The sequence below is a fragment of the Streptomyces sp. NPDC059679 genome, from assembly GCF_042734105.1.
Lineage (GTDB): Bacteria > Actinomycetota > Actinomycetes > Streptomycetales > Streptomycetaceae > Streptomyces.
On sequence record NZ_JBHWES010000015.1, the window covers coordinates 133,103 to 151,503 of the forward strand.

Sequence of the window (18,401 nt, forward strand, 5' to 3'; positions counted from 1 at the left end):
TCGCCCCCACAACCCCTCAGATCCGGTAACCGCTCCTGGCCACCGTCTCGATGACCGGCGGCGCCCCGAGTTTGGCCCGCAGCCGGCTGATCGTGATCTTCACGGCGCTGGTAAAAGGGTCGGCGGCCTCGTCCCAGACCCGTTCGAGCAGTTCCTCGGCGGAGACGGCACGGCCCCCGGCGGCGAGGAGCAGTTCGAGGACGCCGAACTCCTTGGGCGTGAGGGCCAGCGCTCGGCCTGCCCGTACGGCGGTGCGCCGGGCGCTGTCGACCACGAGGTCGCCGTGGCGCACCACGGGCGGTACGGCCGGATGCGCGCGGCGGGCCAGGGCAGCGATCCGGGCGACGAGTACGGGGAAATCGAAGGGCTTGGGGAGGTAGTCGTCGGCGCCCAGGCCCAGCCCGTCCACGATGTCGTCCGCCGTTCCCGCGGCGGTGAGCATCAGGATGCGGCTGCGGCACCCGGCGGCGATCAGCGTCGCGCAGACCTCGTCGCCGTGCGTTCCGGGCAGGTCCCGGTCCAGGACGACCACGTCGTACGCGTCGCCGTCGGCGCCCAGCCGTTCCAGCGCCTCCGTACCGTCGAACGCTACGTCGACGGCCATCCGCGAACGACGCAGGCCCACCGCGACGACCTGTGCCATCTCCTCGTCGTCATCGACGATGAGCACGCGCATCCCCCGGCACCCTCTCTCTCGTGTCGTCGTCCCAGTGTCCCGCAGCCCCATCGGGCGACTCCGGCGGGCCGACGGACACAGGAGCTCAGATGTCCAGGGAACTCAGCTCGCGACGCAGAACGTTGCGAGCCGCTTCGGTCGTCTCCCGATGTGCTTGCCTGGCTGCCTGATAGTCCGGCGTAGGCACAGTGGCACCGGAGGCAAGTACCTCGCGGATCCGGCGAAGCGAGATGTACGACGCGTCGATCGCCGACACCACCTCGTCGGTTGCCGTGAGGATCAGCCGTTCCCGTGCCTCATCACATCCCGACGCCTGGTAGACCTGCCGGATCCTGGCCGCTCTCGCCTGCGGACTCGGATGCTCTTCGTCGGCGGCCAACCGCATGGCCTCGTGCGCCTTCCGAAACGAGACGAGGCAGTCCGCGTACAGGTTGCGGCGGTCCTGCAGCCTGTTGCCCCTGGTGGCGCGCCGCCACCGCACATGCTCGCCCACCAAGGTGGCCCCCACCCCCGGTACGGCCCCAATCCCCGTCCCGACCAGACTCGACCACTCCACGCCAACGGATAGTGCCACGCGGGCATAGGCGCACAGAACCCTCTGATCCCCAGCGGTATCCGGATGCGGTCAGCAGCGGCAATCCTGCGCTGAAGCGCGACACGCCCACAAATGGCGGTGACACTCCGTTGCGTGTCGAATACCGTTGCGTAGCAAGGGAGTTCGACCAGGGAGGGCAAGGGGGCGTGATGAGCCTGCCGGGGCAGATCGCGATACGAGGGGCTAGTTGCCGCGTACTCACTACGCGCGTAGTGGAGCTGAGACCTGCCCTGTGCGTCGCCCTGCCCGGGGAGGGCGCCCGATGAGCGGCGGGGGCGGCGGCGGGGACGGTGGCAAGGAGCCGGACCTGAAGCTGGACAAGGAGGCGTTAGAGGACATCACGAAGGGTTTACGGGCGGCCATCAGTGAGTTGAAGGACATCGGTTCGGCGACGGACGCCGTGATCGGTTCGGGGTTCGACGAGTTGTCGCTGACGTCGATGGAGGCGGGGCACAACGGTCTCGCCAAGGACTTCGAGGACTTCTGCGAGCGCTGGGAGTGGGGGGTGCGCGGCCTGATCCAGGACGCGAACAAGCTGGCCAAGAAGGTGGGCCTCGCGGCGGGGATGCAGTGGGAGGAGGACCGGTACATCGACGGCACGTTCAAGGTCGTGGCGAACTCGGTGGCCGGCAATCCGCATCTGAGCGAGGAGGAAGTCACCCAGAAGGAGTGGGGCGAGCTGTTCTCGGGGGAGACCTGGCGCCCGGACTACAGCAAGGAGTCCTACGACAAGGCGAGCGAGGAGATCAAGGGCACCTGGCAGGCCACGGGCGACAAGATAGGCGGCACCAGCCGTATCACCCAGTACGCCGTCCCACCCGCTGAGCAAGGTGGCGAGCAGGGTGGCGGTGAGGGCTGATGGGGTTCGGTGATTTCGTCCCCGATGTCATCGAGGACAAGGTCGAGGACGGCGTCGAGGCGCTCGGAGATGTCGTCGAGGCGGGCGGCAACAAGATCGCCGACGGCCTGGACTACGTCGGTTGGGAAGGCGGGGCGGACTGGGTCCGTGACAAGTCCCGCTCGGCGGCGAATCAACTGGGCGCGGATGTCGCCGAGATGCAGCTCGATGAGACCGAGAACCCGAAGAAGCTGATCTTCGGCAGTGCGAGCAAGATCCGCTCGACGGCGAGTCATCTGCGGGACTTCAAGAAGGCGTTCAACGATGTCGGGGACGGCCTGAAGCGGCTGGACTCCGCGCACTGGAAGGGCAAGGCGGCGGACGCGTTCCGCGAGGAGGTGGCGGTCGAGCCGAAGAAGTGGTTCAAGGCCGCCGACGCATGCGAGAAGGCCGCGCTCGCGATGGAGACGTTCGCGGGCACGGTGGAGTGGGCGCAGACCCAGGCGCAGGAGGCCATCGACGCCTACAAGGCCGCGAAGAAGGCGTCGAAGGAAGCGGTGTCGGCCTACAACGAGCAGGTCGCGGCGTACAACACGGCCATCGAGGACGGCAAGGATGCCTGCAAGCCGGGCAAGTTCCACGACCCGGGCCCGGGCAAGGCCAAACTGGCGCAGCAGAAGCTGGACGAGGCCCGCCGCCAGCGCAACGAGGCGGCGGATACGGCCCGTACGGCTGTGAAGGCCGCGCGGGATGCGGCGCCGCCCAAGCCGTCGTACTTCGAGCAGGCGGATGACGGTTTCACCGGCCTGAAGCTGGACGCCACGCATTTCACGGCGGGCGTGATCAAGGGCGGCGCGGGGGTCATCGGCTTCGCGCGCAGCGTCAACCCGCTGGACCCGTACAACATCACGCACCCGGCCGAGTACGCGACGGGCTTGAACAACACGGCGGCGGGGCTGGTCAACCTGGCCAGCGATCCCTATGGCACGGGCAAGCAGGCGCTGGATGGGTTCGCCAAGGACCCAGCGGAAGGCTTGGGCAGGCTCGTCCCCGAGGCGGTGGGCACGAAGGGGATCGGCGCGGCCCGGAAGGGTGCCACGGCGGGCAAGTACGGCCGCCGTGCCCGGAGTGGCGCCCGTAAGTCCCTGCACGAGAACGGGCCGAACGCCCATGGCCAGCCGGACGCCAAGAAGACCACCGATGGCACGGATCCGGTCGATCTGGCGACAGGGAAGATGTTCCTGCCGCAGACGGATGTGACCCTGCCCGGCGTTCTGCCGTTGCTCTTCCGTCGCCGGGTGGAGTCGGGCTACACGGCGGGGCGCTGGTTCGGCCCGTCGTGGTCGAGCACGGCCGACCAGCGCCTGGAGGTCGACGCCGAAGGAGTCGTCTTCATCAGTGAAGACGGCCTGCTGCTCACCTACGCCCACCCCGCTCCCGACCTGCCCACGCTCCCCGTGGTGGGCCCTCGCTGGCCACTGGAACGAGACGCGCACGGTGACTACACCCTCACCGACCCGTCCACCGGCCACACCCGCCACTTCTCCGGGCCGAGGGACGGCGGAGACGGGGTCGCGCGACTGGGGCAGATATCCGACCGCTCGGGCCACTTCATCACCTTCGAATACGACCCCGACGGCACCCCGCTGGCCATCGTCCACTCCGCCGGCTACCACCTGAAACTGACCACCGCCGACGGCCGGATCACCGCCCTCCACCTGGCAGGCGCCGCCCCCGACGGCACCGACCAGGAACTGCTCCGCTACGGTTACGCCGAGGGCAACCTCACCGAGGTCATCAACTCGTCCGGTCTGCCGCTGAGGTTCGAGTACGACGACGAGAAGCGTGTCATCTCTTGGACCGACACCAACGACCGCCGCTACGACTACGTCTACGACAACCGCCACCGCTGCATCGCGGAGGGTGGCGAAGCGGGCCACATATCGATCCGTATCGACTACGACCGCATCGACCAGGCCACCGGCCATCGCGTCACGACTGTCACGACGGCTGATGGCCATGCAACCCGTTACCTGGTCAACGACGCCTGCCAGATCGTCTCCGAGGCCGATCCACTGGGCCACACCACCCGCACCACGTATGACCGACATGACCGGATCCTTACCCGAACCGACCCGCTGGGTCACACCACGGCTTACGCATACGACGAGGCAGGCAACCTCACAAAGATCACAGTTGCGGATGGCCACGAAACCTCTGCCACGTACAACGCACTGTGCCTGCCAACGTCAGTAACCGGCCCGGACGGTGCCACGTGGAGCCAGACCTACGACGAGGCGGGCCACCGTACCAGCGTCACCGACCCGACCGACCACACCACCCGCTACACCTATGACGACCGTGGCCATTTGATCGCCATCACTGATGCGTTGGGGCAGACCACGGGCGTGCGTTGTGACGCGGCGGGCCTGCCGGTGGAGATCACCGATCCCTTCGGCGCCACCACCCGCTACCAGCGCGACGCCTTCGGCCGCCCGACCGTCCTCACCGACCCCCTGGGCCACTCCACACACCTGCGGTGGACGGTCGAGGGCAAGCTGGCCGCCCGCACCAACCCGGACGGGGCGACGGAGAGCTGGACATACGACGGCGAGGGCAACTGCACGCGGAGCGTCGATGAGGTGGGCGGGGTGACTGCGTACGAGTACACGCACTTCGACCTGCTGGCTGCCAGCACCGGCCCGGACGGTGTCCGCTACGAATTCACGCACGACACGGCGCTGCGCCTGACCCAGGTCACCAACCCGCAGGGTCTGACTTGGTCGTACGCCTACGACCCGGCGGGCCGCCTGGTCGCGGAGACGGACTTCGACAACCGCACCCTGACCTACACCCACGACGCGGCAGACCGTCTCACCGCCCACACCAACCCAATTGGCCAGACGGTTTATTTCGAGCATGACGCATCGGGCCGCGTCACCAGTAAGAACGTCGAAGACCGCGTCACCCACTACACCTACGATCCGGCGGGCCGCCTCCTCCAGGTAACCAGCCCCGATTCCGAGGTGGTCTACCAGCGCGACCGCATGGGCCGCGTCAAGGCCGAAATGGTGAACGGCCGGGTCCTCACCCACGCCTACGACGCCTTAGGCCGCCGCGTCCGCCGCACCACCCCCACCGGCGCCACCACTGTGTACACCTACGACGCGGCAGGCAACCGCACCACCCTCACCGCTTCCGGCCACACTGTCGCCTTCGACCACGATGCCGCAGGCCGCGAGATCAACCGCCGCATCGGGGACGAGCTGTCCCTGTCCCAGATTTGGGACCCAGCTGGCCGCCTCACGGAACAGGCCCTGACGGGACCGAGTGTCGGAACAGTCCAGCGCCGCGCTTACACCTACAGCACCGACGGCTACGTCACCGCCATCGACGACCACCTCAGCGGCCGCCGCGCCTTCGGTCTGGACGCGGCAGGCCGCGTCACCACGGTCCACGCGCGGGGCTGGACCGAGAGCTACGCCTACGACGAGGCAGGCAACCAGACCCAGGCATCCTGGCCCGCCACCCACACTGCCCAGGAATCAACCGGCACCCGCACCTACAGCGGCACCCGTATCACCCGCGCGGGCAACATCCGCTACGAACACGACGGTGCGGGTCGCCTCACCCTCCGCCAGAAGACCCGGCTGTCCAAGAAGCCCGACACCTGGCACTACGCCTGGGGCGCCGAGGATCGCCTCACTGCCGTTACTACTCCCGACGGCACGGTGTGGCGCTACCTGTACGACCCCTTCGGCCGCCGCACCGCCAAACAACGCCTCGAGGCCGATGGCGAAACGGTCGTCGAGCAGGTGAACTTCACCTGGGACGGCCCCACACTCATCGAACAGACCACCACCGCACCCGACCTCGCCCACCCGGTCACCCTGACGTGGGACCACCAGGGCCTGCACCCGATCGCCCAGACCGAGCGCATCACCGAGGCCACCACCCAGCGTGAGATCGATCAGCGGTTCTTCGCAATCGTCACCGACCTCGTCGGTACGCCCACAGAACTCGTTGACGAAACGGGCGACATCGCCTGGCACACCCGTGCCACGCTCTGGGGCACCACAACCTGGACCGCTGACAGCACCACGTACACACCCCTCCGTTTCCCCGGCCAGTACTACGACCCGGAAACCGGCCTCCACTACAACCACCACCGCTACTACGACCCCACCACCGCCCGCTACCTCACCCCCGACCCCCTCGGCCTCACGCCCGCCCCCAACCCTGCGACCTACATCCACAACCCCCACACCTGGACCGACCCTCTGGGGCTGGGGCCGTGCCCTGAAGGTAAGGCCAGGGAGACAGGTGTTCATCAACTCAACCCACGGTCCATCCGGCTGAGCCAGACGTCAGTCAACGAGGCCGCTGAGATCATCGACAGCATGAAGAGGAACGGCTGGGCGGGAGATCCGATCGACGTAGTGCGGATGCCCGATGGCGGTCTGACGACGGTGGACAACACGCGTGTCATCGCTGCCCACCACGCGGGCATCGACGTCCAAGCTCGGGTGCATGAGTTCGATGAACCATTGGCCGATCCCGTACGAGTCTTGACGCTCACCACTAAAAAGGGCGTTCCCGAGACTTGGGGCGACGGAATTCTGCTACGGATCGGTAAGCAGTCGAGCCTCTACCGTAGAACGTATCCGATGGGCTCTCCCTGGACCGGATGGGACGGCAACTGACATGGCAAACCTACTCACTGACGACGAACTACCCGAGAGCTTCTCCTATCCTCCAGAGTTCCTTCGGGTCGTCGAACTCGGTCTCACGGACCTGGAACCCTGGTGGATCGTGGACGGTGAACTGCTGAGATCTGGCATGAGCCTTCTGGCCTCCGCCTATCCGACACGCCGACTGGTCCTGTTCGCCAAGCGTCAGGACAACGACGACGTCGCGTGCTGGGACCTGGACACAGGAGGGGTGGCCGTCGTTCACATGGGCGCCGCCCCAGGCTGGGAGCAACGAGGCCCGCGGTTCCCGGACTTCAACGCATGGTTGCGGCAGGCGGTCGAGGACCTCATCGAACATGAGGCGTGACCCTTGGGGTCTTCAGCCGGTCACGTCGGATGCGAGGACAAGGGGGCGTCACATAGAGACGCTGTGGATGAATACGGTGAGTTCAAGGCGAAGCTGTCACTTTGGTTGCGCCTCGATGGTCCAGCGGCACCAGGGTGTCGGATCGTGGGTGAAAGTTTTTCGGTCGCGAGACGACGTGGAAGTGGTCGAATCCAGAGCCGCGTCAGTGGAGGCCGACCTCATCGTAATGGTCGGTGCCTGGGCTTTCGAACGCTATGGCGGGGCGGCCAATTCGTGACCGGGCTCAGATCCTGCCGAATGAAAAGGGGGACGGGTTGCCCTTGTGGGTGGCCATTCCTCTGTATCGGCCGTTTGCGCGAAAAGGAAACGAGATCACGGTCCGTGAGGACTTTGTGGAGGTGAGCCCCGGTATATTCTGCGATCGTCCAAAATCTCCGGGTGATCCGGCGTGAATTCAGCAATGGGGTTGTGGTCCTTCTTGATCTACCGTTTCTTGGTATGGACGATCCGTGTGATGAGCAAATACCGCTGTCCGTGGCGGCAGCCATTGGCGAAGCTATGAGTGAATAGAGGCTATCTTCCCTTGACTAAAGGAAGTCGCCCGGCGGCTGAAGGGTCGAGCGATCAGCTGGTGTGTGCCCAGCGAGCTGGGCTTGCCCGGCGAACTCCGCGATGGTCAGCGGCTCCGCCTTGGTGAGGGAGGCGCCGTTCGCTAGAGGCGGGCGATTTACGAGTCGGTGAGGTGGTCGAAGGTGCCTGCCTTGGCGGTGCGTATGAAGACGCCGAGCGTGGCGGGGGTGGTGGTGAGCATGATGTCGGGGTCGTCGCTCTCGCGGATTTTGATGGCCTCGGGGGTGGGGGCGGCGACGTTCAGGCAGCTCTCTCCTTCTCCGCAGTATGAGGAGGTTCGCCAGGCGATGGTCTGCAACTTCTATTCCTCTCTGAGACTTCGCATGATGTTGTGGATGAAGTCGCGTGACTCTTCTTGCTTGAGGGCCACTTCCTCCAGTCGGTCCAAGAGTGCTCGGTACTTCTGAAGCTGCGCCTCCGCATCGATGAATACGGGGCCGTGCGACTGGTCCAACTGGACCGTATCCAGTTGTGCGACGGGGCCAAGGGCGAAGAAGACAGACTGCCCAGCACCCGGAAAGACTCCCGCGTCGAAGGGAATGACGCGGATCGTGATGTGGTCCCGCTCGCTCATCTCCAAAAGATGCTGCAGCTGCATCCGCGTGATCTCCGGTCCGCCGAACTTCATGCGCAAGGCGGCTTCGTGGATGACTGCGGTGAGTGGTGTTGGGCTGTCCCGGTGCAGGACTTCTTGTCGTTTGATGCGGAGCGACACTCGATGCTCCACCTCGTGTGGTGGGAGGGCTGGGACGACCTGGCGGAAGACCTCTCGGGCATGTTCCGGTGTCTGGAGCAGCCCGGGGATGTGGATGGCGGGCGAGACGCGCAAGGCGACCGCATGGTGGCCGAGTTCGGCCAGATCGAGCAGCCCGGCGGGCAGGATTCCTCGGTACTCCTCCCACCACTGGCGTCCGCGCTCCCCGGTCATGCCGACCAGCGCCTCGATGAGCGCTTCGTCTGTACACGAGTAGTTGCAGGCCAGCGTCCGTACCCGGTCGGCACTCACCCCATGCCGCCCTGCCTCGATGTTGCTGATCTGGGTCTGGTTGCTGCCCAGGAGGCCCGCCGCTGCTGCCGCTGACATCCCAGCACGCTCGCGGAGCTTCCGCAGTTCCGCACCCAGGCGCTGTCGTCGCACGGTTGGAGGGTTGCTGGGCGGCATGGTCCTTCTCTCTTGCCCGTTCATGGGCCACTTGGTCACTCACAAGAGGGTACTTGTAAAGCTTTTGATGCAAGTCGAGTAAACCGTTAGAAGTGGCGCGCTACGTTGTGAGCCAGGCCACTCCAACTCCTCCTCTCGACAGGAGATATCCATGGACACCGTAGCCCCGCAGAACACCCAACTCGCCCCGTTCGACCTGGACAAAGAGCTGTGCGAACTCGCCCTGGACAACGCCCCGCGCGTCTTCGCAGTCACCGTCCAGTACGACGTGGCCCCAGGCGAGCCCGACGCGGCGATCGCCGCCTGGGGGCTGGCGTACGGCGACGGAAGCGCTCACGTCGTCACCGTGGACGGTCGGCATCGGCTGAGCCTCAAGTCACCAGAGCGCGCCACCTGGTGGTTCGGGCGCCAGAGCGACACCACCGCCCGGCTGCTCTGGTTCGCCGCGCCCGCCGCGCCCAGCTTCGAGCCGGCCGAGGCGGCCTGAGACGCCGACGGGCCGCGCCACCCCCACAGGGACGACGCGGCCCGTGCCGAACACAAATCAACTACGCCAGCAGTTCCACCTCCGCCAGCGTCGACTTGCCGTCCGGCACCAGCCGGTAATGCTCATACGACCCCGGCGACCGCACCGAGAAGACCCGCGTCTGCTTGTCCCACGCGAAGGACTCGTCCGAGCGCCGGTCCACGTCCGTCCACTTCTCGCCGTCGTGGGAGCCCTGGAGCACCCAGCCCGATGGGGCCTTCGCCCGATCACCGGGTGACGTCAGCGTGTACTGGACCACCCGGGAGGGCTCGGCCAAAGGAAGGTCCACCGACTCGAACGACGCCTCCGTCCCCGACGTGTTGTCCAGCAACGCCGAACCCCCGCCCGGCGGCACCGTCACATCGTGGCGCGGCGTCGGCACCTTGTCGTCCGTCGTAATCGATGTAGGCGCTGCGCCCTTCCCGGTGCCCCATTTCGTCGGCTTGGCGCCCATGTCGAAGTCCAGCGTCCCGCCCCGCGCGAGTACGTCATGGGGCAGAGCGGTCGAGTTCCAGGGCTTGCCGTTCACCTTCAGGCCCTGGATGTAGACATTCCGGGCGCTGTTCTTCGGGGCCCGGACGACCAGGTCGCGGCCGTTCTCCAGGTGCACCGTGGCCTTGGTGAACAAGGGGGAGCCCACCGCGTACTCGGAGCCGCCCATGACCAGCGGGTAGAACCCCAGGGCGCTGAAGATGTACCACCCGGACTGCTCGCCGTTGTCCTCGTCGCCGTGGTAGCCCTGGCCGATTTCGCTGCCGAGGTAGAGGCGGGAGAGGACTTCGCGGACCTTCTCCTGGGTCTTCCAGGGTTGGCCGGCCGCGTCGTACATGTATGCCGCGTGGTGGGCGACCTGGTTGCTGTGGCCGTACATGCCCATGCGGACGTCGCGGGCCTCGGTCATCTCGTGGATGACGCCGTTGTAGGAACCGGCGAATTCAGGGGAGGCGGTTTCCGGGGTGGTGAAGTAGGCGTCGAGCTTCTTGGCGAGCCCGGACCGGCCGCCGTAGAGGTTGGCGAGGCCCCGGCTGTCCTGGGGGGCGGTGAAGGCGTAGCCCCAGCCGTTGGTCTCGGTGTAGTCGTAGCCCCAGACCCGGGGGTCGTACTTGTCGGAGTCGACGCGCCAGCGCCCGTCCGCGTCCTTGCCCTGGAAGAAGCCCGCCTTGTCGTCGAAGAGCTTGACGTAGTTCTGGGCGCGGCGCAGGAAGTACTCGGACTCCTCCTTGTAGCGGGCCTTCTTGGTCTTCTCGTAGAGCGCCTTGCCCATCTTCGCGAGGCCGAAGTCGTTGACATAGCCCTCCAGCGCCCAGGACAGGCCCTCGTGGGCCTTGGTCGTGGTGTAGCCGAGGAAGATGGACGTGTCCATGCCCTTGCGGCCGACCCCCGGCGAGGGCGGGACGGTGGTGGCGTTCTTCAGGGCGGCCTCGTAGGCGGCCTCGGCGTCGAAGCGGACGCCCTTGAGGTAGGCGTCGGCGAAGGCGACGTCCGAGCTGGTGCCGGTCATCAGGTCGGCGTAGCCGGGGGAGGACCAGCGGGAGATCCAGCCGCCGTCCTTGTACTGCTGGACGAAGCCGTCGACCATCTTTCCGGCCCGGGCCGGGGTCAGCAGGGAGTACGCGGGCCAGGTGGTGCGGTAGGTGTCCCAGAAGCCGTTGTTGACGTAGACCTGGCCGTCGACGATCTTGGCGCCGGTGTGGGTCGGGGTGTTCTCGCCGACCGGCTCGGAGAACGCGCTGGCGTATTGGTACTTGGGCTTGTCCGTGGTGCCCGTGTTCTCGAAACCGGAATTGGGATACAGGTACAGCCGGTAGAGGTTCGAGTAGAGGGTGGTGAGCTGATCGCGGGTCGCGCCCGCTACCTCGATCCTTCCCAGGATGTTGTCCCAGGCCGCTTGCGCGCTGGACTTGACCTGCGTAAATGAAGCCGACGCGGGGATTTCGCGGTCCAGGTTCGTCTTCGCCTGGTCCAGGCTTATCAGGGACGTGGCGATCCGTAGCGTGACCGTACGGTCCGCGCCGGGCTTGAAGCGGAAGTATCCGGTGACGTCCTTGCCGCCCCCGCCGGACAGCTTGCCGCCCGCGCTCACGGGCGCGTCGAAGACGCCGTACACGAACATGCGGCCCGACCCTGGGTTGCGGTCGCTTTTGACGTCGGAGTAGCCGGTGACGACGCCGTTCTCGGCGTCCAGGGTCAGCCCGCCGTCCCCGGTGACATTGTCGAAGATGACGCTCGCGTCATCGCCGGGGTACGTGAACCGCATCAGCGCGGCGTGGTCGGTGGGGGTGATCTCCGTCTTGAGGCCGTTCTCGAAGGTCACGCCGTAGTAGTGCGGCCTGGCTGTCTCACTGGTGTGACGGAAGGGGAGTGCGCGGGCGGTGCGTCCGGCGTCGGGGGTGCCGGTGGCGGTGGACGGCATCAGCTGGAAGGTCTGCCGGTCGCCCATCCAGGGGCTCGGCTCATGGCTGGCGCTGAAGGCCTGGATGGTGGGGAGATTGTCGTCGTTGTTGGCGCGGGCGTACTCGTACAGCCAGCTGCGTGAGCCCGCGTTGGTCATCGGGGTCCAGAAGTTGAAGCCGTTCGGGACGGCGGTGGCCGGGAAGTTGTTGCCGCGGGAGAAGCTGCCGCTGGAGTTGGTGCCACGGGTGGTGACCGCGTAGTCGGAGAGGTGCTTGAGGCGCTTCTCGGGGGCCTTGGCGGCGATGGAGATGTCGTCGACCCAGCCGCGGAACTTCGCCGGGCCCTTGGGCGAGTCGTACGCGACCAGGACGCGGTCGATCGTCTTGCCCGCCGCGACCGCGCCGATCCGCGACTCCTTGTGGTTCCACTGGTTGACGTACAGCGTCTTGGAGGCGGCCTGGCCCTGGGGGCTCAGCCGGGCGCCGTGCTGGTCGACGGCGCCGGGCAGATCGCTCAGGTAGGTGCCGTCGGTGAAGGCGAGGTCGACGGAGACGTGGGTGGCGGGATAGTTGAGGTCGGTCTCCGGCATGGAGGGGAAGATCCGGTACGAGAGCAGGGTGTCGCGGGTGACGGCCGTGTTCACGTCGAAGATCTTGTTGTACGAGTACGCCCGGCCGTCCGGCTTGTGGGTGCCCGCGTAGAGGAGGGCGTGGGTGCCGGTGAAGCCGGCGTCGGCCTTGGCGGTGGGGGAGCCGGCCGGGCCGCTGTCGACCTGCGTGCGCATATCGGCGGGGGCGGGCGGGGCGGTGTCGGCGGTGGCGAGCTGCAGCTCGGCGAGTTGCACGATGTCGTCGCCGGCGTTGCGGGTGATCTCCAGCCGGTAGTGCTGGTAGGCCGTCTCGTTGTCGAAGGCGAACTCGCGGGTCTGGAGGCGCGCGGAGAAGGACTGGTTCTCTCGGGTGTCGAGGGTCTTCCAGTCGGAGCCGTCGGCGGAGCCCTTGAGGGTCCAGTCGGCGGGGTCGCGGCCGGGGACGTCGTTGGCGGACGTGAGGGCGTAGCGGACGGCCTTGACCGGGTCCTTGAGGTCGAATTCCAGCCAGGCGGTCTTCTCGAAGACCAGCCACTTGGTGCTGGACTCTCCGTCGACGAGGTTCTCCTTCACCTCGCCGCCCTCGCTGTTCTCCCCGTTGGCCCGGACCGCGGTCACCTTGTCGGTGACATTGCCGGGGATGCCGTTGCTGTAGCCGCCGTCGACCCCCGAGGCCTTCTTCTCGCCGTCGGGGCCCGTCTCCACCATGTTGCGCCAGTCCGGTTGCGGGTCGTTCGATTCGAAGGACGACGCGAAGGATGACTTGGCGGACGACCTGGCGGACGCGGCGGCGGGCTCGGCGTGCGCGGCTGCCGCCGCGCCCTGGGCCGTCAGCGTCAGCACAACGGCCGCCACCAGGGCGGCCGGTCGTCGGGGTGCGTGCCATGGTCTGGGGCTGGGGCGTCTCAGTCGCATGCTCCGCCTCTCCACGAGCTAGACAACGTTGTCAGTTGCGTCGGGCAGAGTTAAGTAGGGAGGCTGCGCCCCAACGGTGTCAAGGCGGTGTCACGGATGTGTGGGGGAATCCGAACCGGAGTGAGCGGGTGGGGTGGCGGGGCGGGACCGGCCGCGGTGGGGGTGGGGCCGCTCCCGCCTCCAGGTGATCATCGGCGGCTCGGGGCGGGGTCGTCCGCGGCGTCGGGCACGGTCACCAGTGATTTATCAGAGCGCGGTCAGCGGTGGCTCAGGGCGTGGCATCCGCGGTCGGGACCTGTCGTCCGCGACTCATGGCTCAGGACGCGGTCTTGGACTTGGTGCCGAGGGAGACCCGGCACTTTTTGGCCTTCTTGGAAGAGTCCGCCAGGAGTCCGACCACCTTGACGGTCTTGGAGGCGTTTCCGGCCACTTCGGCGTCCGACTCGAAGCCCGTGGTCACCGCCTTGTCGTTGCCGTCGACGAAGCCGACCATCAGCGTGTAGTAGGAGGTGGTCGAATCGGAGTTGGTTATCTTCACATTGGCGTACGGGATGCCGTCCGAGCCCCATCCGCAGGTGCCCATCTTGATGTCCGGGCTGACGAGTGCGTTGCCGCCCGTCGGCGTGTCCGTGGGGTCGTCCGTCGGGTCTTCGGTGGGGCTGGGGGACTCGGTCGGCTCGACCGGGAGCTCGGCCATGCCCTTTCCGAGCGCCGCGCCGCCCTTGGCGTCGCCGGCGGAGGACCCGCCCCCTTCGGAGCCGCACGCCGATATCGACGCGAGTGTCGCGACCACGACAAGCGCGGTGGCGAAGGGGAATTGCTTCCGGACCACAGGGGCCGCCTTTCTTGTTGGTTCACGCGCACGGCGGCGTGCCGTACGGGCTGTGTCCCCTACGGTATGTCGGACAGGTCTCAACTCGGGAAAGACTGGGGCCCAATGACCATTCGATCTTGCCCACTTGAGGCCCAGTGGACTATACCTGTCGCCCCGGGGGGAGGCCGCTGTGCGGCCTTACGTCGCGCCCGCCTAAGCGGGCCTCCGTGCTCCCCGGCGCACACTCAGCAATACTCCGTTTCACGCTTCAACTGACCCGCGGTGTCGGGCCCCTCGCCGGAGGCGAGTATGTACGGGAAACCGCTACACCGCCTGAGTCCTGACGAAGGCGAGGACTTGAGCATGGGATCCACCCCAGATTTCGGCCGTCGCGACCTGATCAAGCGGTCCGCGGCGCTCGGACTGGTTGCCGTGCCGTCCATCAGCACCCTGACCGCCTGCGCGAGCGGTGGTGACGACGACGGGAACAAGGTCGACAAGGGCAAGAAGAGCGACAAGAACCCGCTCGCCGTCAATGAGAGCGCCGCGCTCGACGTCGTCATTTTCGATGGTGGTTTCGGCCAGAAGTACGCAAAGGACGCCGAGGCCGAGTACGAGAAGGCGTACCCGAAGACGGCCGGCAAGGTCAAGCACTCCGCCACTCAGAAGATCCAGACGGTGCTGCAGCCGCGGTTCAACGGTGGCACCCCGCCGGACCTGATCGACAACTCCGGCGCCGAGCAGATGGACTTCGGCACCCTTGTCGCCAAGAACCAGCTGACCGACCTGACGCCGCTGCTGGACGCGCCCTCCGTGGACGACCCCAGCAAGAAGGTGCGCGACACGCTGCGCCCCGGTGTCGTGGAGATGGGCCAGTTCGACGGCAAGCCGGTGTGGATCCTGTACTACGCCTACACCGTCTACGGCGTCTGGTACTCCAAGACCAACCTGGAGAAGCTGGACGCTGAGTACCCGGAGACTTGGGACGACATGCTCAAGCTCTGCGAGAAGGCGAAGAAGAAGGGCGTCGCCGGCTGGACCTACCCGGGTAAGTTCCCGTACTACATGCCGTTCAGCCTCTACCCCTTCATCGCGAAGATCGGCGGTCCCGAGACCCTGATCGCGATCGACAACCTGGAGCCGAACGCCTGGAAGCACCCGGCCGTCAAGGCCGCCTTCGAGGCGTACTACGAGCTCTACAAGAAGGGCTACATCCTCAAGGGCAGCCCCGGCCTGACCCACATCGAGTCGCAGACCGCGTGGAACCAGGGCAAGGCGCTGTTCATCCCGAACGGCTCCTGGGTGGAGAACGAGGCGAAGAAGACCACGCCGGACAACTTCCAGATGTCCGTCAGCGCGCCCTCCAGCCTGGACAGCAGCGACAAGATGCCGTTCGGCACGATCTGGGCCTCGGGCGGTGAGCCCTTCATCGTGCCCAAGGCGGCGAAGAACCCCGAGGGCGGCATGGAGCTGCTGCGGATCATGCTCGGCGAGAAGTCCACCAAGAACTTCGTCAAGCAGGTCTCCTCGCTCACCTCGCTCAACGGCGGCACCGACGGCCTGAGCCTGCCGCCGGGTCTGGCGTCCGCCCAGGAGGCGCTGAAGAAGGCCGGGTCGAACGTCGTCAACCCGCGTCTGCAGGACTGGTACGTGGCGCTGCAGAAGCAGCAGATCGGCGTGGGCGCGCTGGGCGAGATGATGGCGGGCCGGATGACCCCGGCCGAGGCGATCAAGAAGATCCAGAAGTTTGCCGACGACACGGCCAAGGACGACGCCGTGAAGAAGTACAAGCACGCCTGATGAGGTTCGAGCGTCACCAGCGGCCCTGTGCGCAGGGAAAGACCGAGGTCGGTAGAGATGCAGCACGGTAAGCACCAGTCGGCTACGGCGGTGGTCGCGAAGGTCCCGGGCGGTAAACACCCGGGCGTCGGGCAACCGCGCGTCAAGCTGTCCACGCGGCAGAAGATCGAGCGTGCCTATCGGCAGTACGGGTTCCCCCTGGGATTCCTGGCCCTGCCAGTGGTCATTTATGCGATCTTCGTGATTTCGCCGTTCGTCCAGTCCATTTATTACTCCTTCACGGACTGGACGGGACTGAGCTCCGACTTCAAGATGGTCGGGTTCAAAAACTACGACTGGCTTCTGCACGACGACCTGTTCTGGACAGCGGTGGGGCACAATGTGCTCCTGCTGCTGGTCGTGCCGCTGGTGACGCTCGGCCTGGGCCTGTTCTTCGCCTTCATGCTCAATGTCGGCGGCCGTAGCAAGAAGAACGCGGCCGTCTCCGGGGTGCGTGGGTCGAGCATCTACAAGGTGGTGTACTTCTTCCCGCAGGTGCTCTCGATCGCGATTGTCGCCCTCCTGTTCCAGTTCACGTACAACCCGCGGAACGGCGCGCTCAACGCGTTTCTGGGGGGCATCGGGCTGGATTCGCTGCAGCAGGAGTGGCTGGCCGATCCGAAGCTCGCGCTGTGGTGCCTCATGGTGGTCATGGTCTGGTGCAACGTCGGCTTCTACGTCGTCCTGTTCTCCGCCGGAATGAGCGCCATTCCCAAGGACTTCTACGAGGCGGCGCTGCTGGACGGCGCCAACCGCATCACGACCTTCTTCAGGATCACCCTGCCGCTGCTGTGGGACACGGTTCAGACCGGCTGGATCTACATGGGCATACTCGCCCTCGACGCGTTCGCCGTCGTGCAGATCATGACCGTGGGGCCGGGGGGACCCGCGGACTCCACCCAGGTGCTGGGCTACATGGTCTACACGAAGACGTTCCGCGACGGGCAGGCCGGGCGTGCGACGGCGATCGGCGTCGCGATGCTGATCGTGACCCTGATCTTCGCGGTCATCGTGGGCAGGCTCGGTCGGCGCGAGCGGCTGGAGTACTGATGGCCAGGCTCTCTTTCGCACACCGGAACCGCCGTATCTCCGCTGACCTGGGGGTAGCACAGTGACCGCGCAAGCACAGCCCTCGGAGCTCCCGGGCGCCACCAAGGCGGACGAGGCGCCCGGCGCGACGTCCGGGGCGGCGGGCAAGGCGCCGGGCACGGGAACGCGCAAGGTGCCGGACTTCACCCCCAAGGGCCGTATCGGTGCCGAGGGGAAGGTCCTCAACGTCTTCTCGCACGGCATGCTGGTGCTCTGGGGACTGCTGGTCACCCTGCCGCTGCTGTGGGCGGTGATGAGCTCGCTCAAGACCGACAAGGAGATCTTCACCTCTCCCTGGGGTCTGCCGTCCAGCCTGCACTTCGACAACTGGTCGCGGGCCTGGAGCAAGTCGAACATCGGCGACTTCTTCCTCAACACCGTCCTGGTGGTGGGGTGCTCGCTGATCGGGACGATGCTGCTGGGGTCGATGGCGGCATATGTCCTGGCCCGCTTCGAATTCCCGGGCAAGCGGATCATCTACTTCATGTTCGTGGGCGGAATGAGCTTCCCGGTCATTCTGGCGCTGGTGCCGCTGTTCTTCGTGATGAGGAACATGGACCTGCTCAACACGTTCCACGGGCTGATTCTGGTCTATATCGCCTATTCGTTGCCGTTCACCGTCTTCTTCCTCACCTCGTTCTTCAAGACGCTGCCCTCGTCGGTGGCCGAGGCGGCGCTGATCGACGGGGCCTCGCAGACCCGGACCTTCTTCCAGGTGATGCTGCCGATGGCGAAGCCGGGCCTGATCAGCGTCGGCATCTTCAACTTCCTGGGGCAGTGGAACCAGTACATGCTGCCGACCGTGCTCGTCACGGACGAGAAAAAGCGGGTGCTGACCCAGGGTCTGGTGCAGCTGGCGGCCAGCCAGCAGTACAAGGGGGACTGGTCCGCGCTCTTCGCTGGACTGGTGCTGGCGATGCTGCCGGTGCTCGGCGTGTACATCGTCTTCCAGCGTCAGGTCCAGGCGGGTCTGACAGCGGGGGCGCTCAAGTAACCCGGCGTTCCAGGCGTTCCAGGCCCCGCTCTTCCCCAGCACGGGGAGGGCGGGGCCTTGGTCTGTCGCGGTGTCGCTGATTTGCCGATGATGTTGCTGCCAATCCCTCTCACCCGCGCGGTACGCGCCTGTATGGTGCCCGTAGTTTCCCGGCGCTGACCCGGGCGGCAAGTCGCCGTTTCCGGGCGGCAATTCCTCAATGGCGCCATTGCGCGTCCTGTGGCGGAATTCTCGGGCGACGGGGCATTCAGGCGACGAGGCTTACAACGGGGAGGAGCCGCG

General features: G+C 66.4%; 13 protein-coding genes. 7 read left to right on the forward strand and 6 right to left on the reverse strand.

What is annotated here, in order from left to right; genetic code table 11:
- Positions 1–16: 16 nt before the first annotated feature.
- Together ACFV2X_RS18755 and ACFV2X_RS18760 are read right to left on the reverse strand one after the other, a co-directional pair.
- Positions 17–676 carry a response regulator transcription factor gene (locus ACFV2X_RS18755; RefSeq protein ID WP_385617521.1) on the reverse strand — a complete coding sequence of 220 codons (660 nt, stop codon included), beginning with the start codon at positions 674–676 and terminating at the stop codon, positions 17–19.
- 85 nt (positions 677–761) lie between these two features.
- Positions 762–1,172 carry a hypothetical protein gene (locus ACFV2X_RS18760; RefSeq protein ID WP_385617523.1) on the reverse strand — a complete coding sequence of 137 codons (411 nt, stop codon included), beginning with the start codon at positions 1,170–1,172 and terminating at the stop codon, positions 762–764.
- A 361-nt stretch (positions 1,173–1,533) separates the two neighbouring features.
- Here ACFV2X_RS18760 and ACFV2X_RS18765 point away from each other — a divergent pair, with 361 nt between their 5' ends.
- The 3 genes from ACFV2X_RS18765 to ACFV2X_RS18775 are packed head-to-tail and all read left to right on the forward strand — an operon-like array spanning position 1,534 to position 7,167.
- Positions 1,534–2,130, forward strand: coding sequence for a hypothetical protein (locus ACFV2X_RS18765; RefSeq protein ID WP_385617525.1), 597 nt, complete (start codon positions 1,534–1,536; stop codon positions 2,128–2,130).
- Positions 2,130–6,812: a putative T7SS-secreted protein gene (locus ACFV2X_RS18770; RefSeq protein ID WP_385617527.1), complete on the forward strand. Its 4,683-nt coding sequence runs from the start codon at positions 2,130–2,132 to the stop codon at positions 6,810–6,812. The genes ACFV2X_RS18765 and ACFV2X_RS18770 overlap by 1 nt, the downstream gene beginning before the upstream one ends.
- Position 6,813: 1 nt before the next feature.
- Positions 6,814–7,167 carry a hypothetical protein gene (locus ACFV2X_RS18775; RefSeq protein ID WP_385617528.1) on the forward strand — a complete coding sequence of 118 codons (354 nt, stop codon included), beginning with the start codon at positions 6,814–6,816 and terminating at the stop codon, positions 7,165–7,167.
- Between the two features lie 727 nt (positions 7,168–7,894).
- Here ACFV2X_RS18775 and ACFV2X_RS18780 read toward each other — a convergent pair.
- Together ACFV2X_RS18780 and ACFV2X_RS18785 are read right to left on the reverse strand one after the other, a co-directional pair.
- Positions 7,895–8,095: a DUF397 domain-containing protein gene (locus ACFV2X_RS18780; RefSeq protein ID WP_385617530.1), complete on the reverse strand. Its 201-nt coding sequence runs from the start codon at positions 8,093–8,095 to the stop codon at positions 7,895–7,897.
- 3 nt (positions 8,096–8,098) lie between these two features.
- On the reverse strand, positions 8,099–8,959 hold the full coding sequence (locus ACFV2X_RS18785; protein WP_385617589.1) for a DUF5753 domain-containing protein: 861 nt from the start codon (positions 8,957–8,959) through the stop codon (positions 8,099–8,101).
- Between the two features lie 151 nt (positions 8,960–9,110).
- On the opposite strand from ACFV2X_RS18785, the gene ACFV2X_RS18790 reads away from it, so the two are divergent.
- A complete protein-coding gene (locus tag ACFV2X_RS18790; protein WP_385617531.1) occupies positions 9,111–9,446 on the forward strand; it encodes a hypothetical protein in 336 nt (111 codons plus the stop codon).
- 61 nt (positions 9,447–9,507) lie between these two features.
- On the opposite strand, the gene ACFV2X_RS18795 is transcribed toward ACFV2X_RS18790, so the two are convergent.
- Positions 9,508–13,383, reverse strand: coding sequence for a GH92 family glycosyl hydrolase (locus ACFV2X_RS18795; RefSeq protein WP_385617533.1), 3,876 nt, complete (start codon positions 13,381–13,383; stop codon positions 9,508–9,510).
- Between the two features lie 316 nt (positions 13,384–13,699).
- Positions 13,700–14,215 (reverse strand): hypothetical protein, encoded by a 516-nt coding sequence (locus ACFV2X_RS18800; RefSeq protein WP_385617534.1) that lies wholly within the window; start codon positions 14,213–14,215, stop codon positions 13,700–13,702.
- Between the two features lie 345 nt (positions 14,216–14,560).
- On the opposite strand from ACFV2X_RS18800, the gene ngcE reads away from it, so the two are divergent.
- From ngcE to ACFV2X_RS18815, 3 genes are all read left to right on the forward strand, one after another.
- Positions 14,561–15,997: an N-acetylglucosamine/diacetylchitobiose ABC transporter substrate-binding protein gene (gene ngcE / locus ACFV2X_RS18805; protein WP_385617536.1), complete on the forward strand. Its 1,437-nt coding sequence runs from the start codon at positions 14,561–14,563 to the stop codon at positions 15,995–15,997.
- A 57-nt stretch (positions 15,998–16,054) separates the two neighbouring features.
- Entirely contained in the window at positions 16,055–17,086 is a 1,032-nt protein-coding gene (locus ACFV2X_RS18810) for a carbohydrate ABC transporter permease (protein ID WP_385617538.1), read from the forward strand.
- A 61-nt stretch (positions 17,087–17,147) separates the two neighbouring features.
- The gene (locus ACFV2X_RS18815) at positions 17,148–18,119 is read left to right on the forward strand and encodes a carbohydrate ABC transporter permease (protein ID WP_385617540.1); all 972 of its coding nucleotides are present in this window, start codon (positions 17,148–17,150) and stop codon (positions 18,117–18,119) included.
- Positions 18,120–18,401: the final 282 nt, after the last annotated feature.

What these genes read in the sequence shown, in the direction of transcription:
- ACFV2X_RS18785 (WP_385617589.1), bottom strand. Translation starts at nt 8,959, where the DNA reads ATGCCGCCCAGCAACCCTCCAACCGTGCGACGACAGCGCCTGGGTGCG.
- ACFV2X_RS18770 (WP_385617527.1), top strand. Translation starts at nt 2,130, where the DNA reads ATGGGGTTCGGTGATTTCGTCCCCGATGTCATCGAGGACAAGGTCGAG.
- ACFV2X_RS18790 (WP_385617531.1), top strand. Translation starts at nt 9,111, where the DNA reads ATGGACACCGTAGCCCCGCAGAACACCCAACTCGCCCCGTTCGACCTG.
- ACFV2X_RS18765 (WP_385617525.1), top strand. Translation starts at nt 1,534, where the DNA reads ATGAGCGGCGGGGGCGGCGGCGGGGACGGTGGCAAGGAGCCGGACCTG.
- ACFV2X_RS18775 (WP_385617528.1), top strand. Translation starts at nt 6,814, where the DNA reads ATGGCAAACCTACTCACTGACGACGAACTACCCGAGAGCTTCTCCTAT.
- ACFV2X_RS18795 (WP_385617533.1), bottom strand. Translation starts at nt 13,383, where the DNA reads ATGCGACTGAGACGCCCCAGCCCCAGACCATGGCACGCACCCCGACGA.
- ACFV2X_RS18755 (WP_385617521.1), bottom strand. Translation starts at nt 676, where the DNA reads ATGCGCGTGCTCATCGTCGATGACGACGAGGAGATGGCACAGGTCGTC.
- ACFV2X_RS18810 (WP_385617538.1), top strand. Translation starts at nt 16,055, where the DNA reads ATGCAGCACGGTAAGCACCAGTCGGCTACGGCGGTGGTCGCGAAGGTC.
- ngcE (WP_385617536.1), top strand. Translation starts at nt 14,561, where the DNA reads ATGGGATCCACCCCAGATTTCGGCCGTCGCGACCTGATCAAGCGGTCC.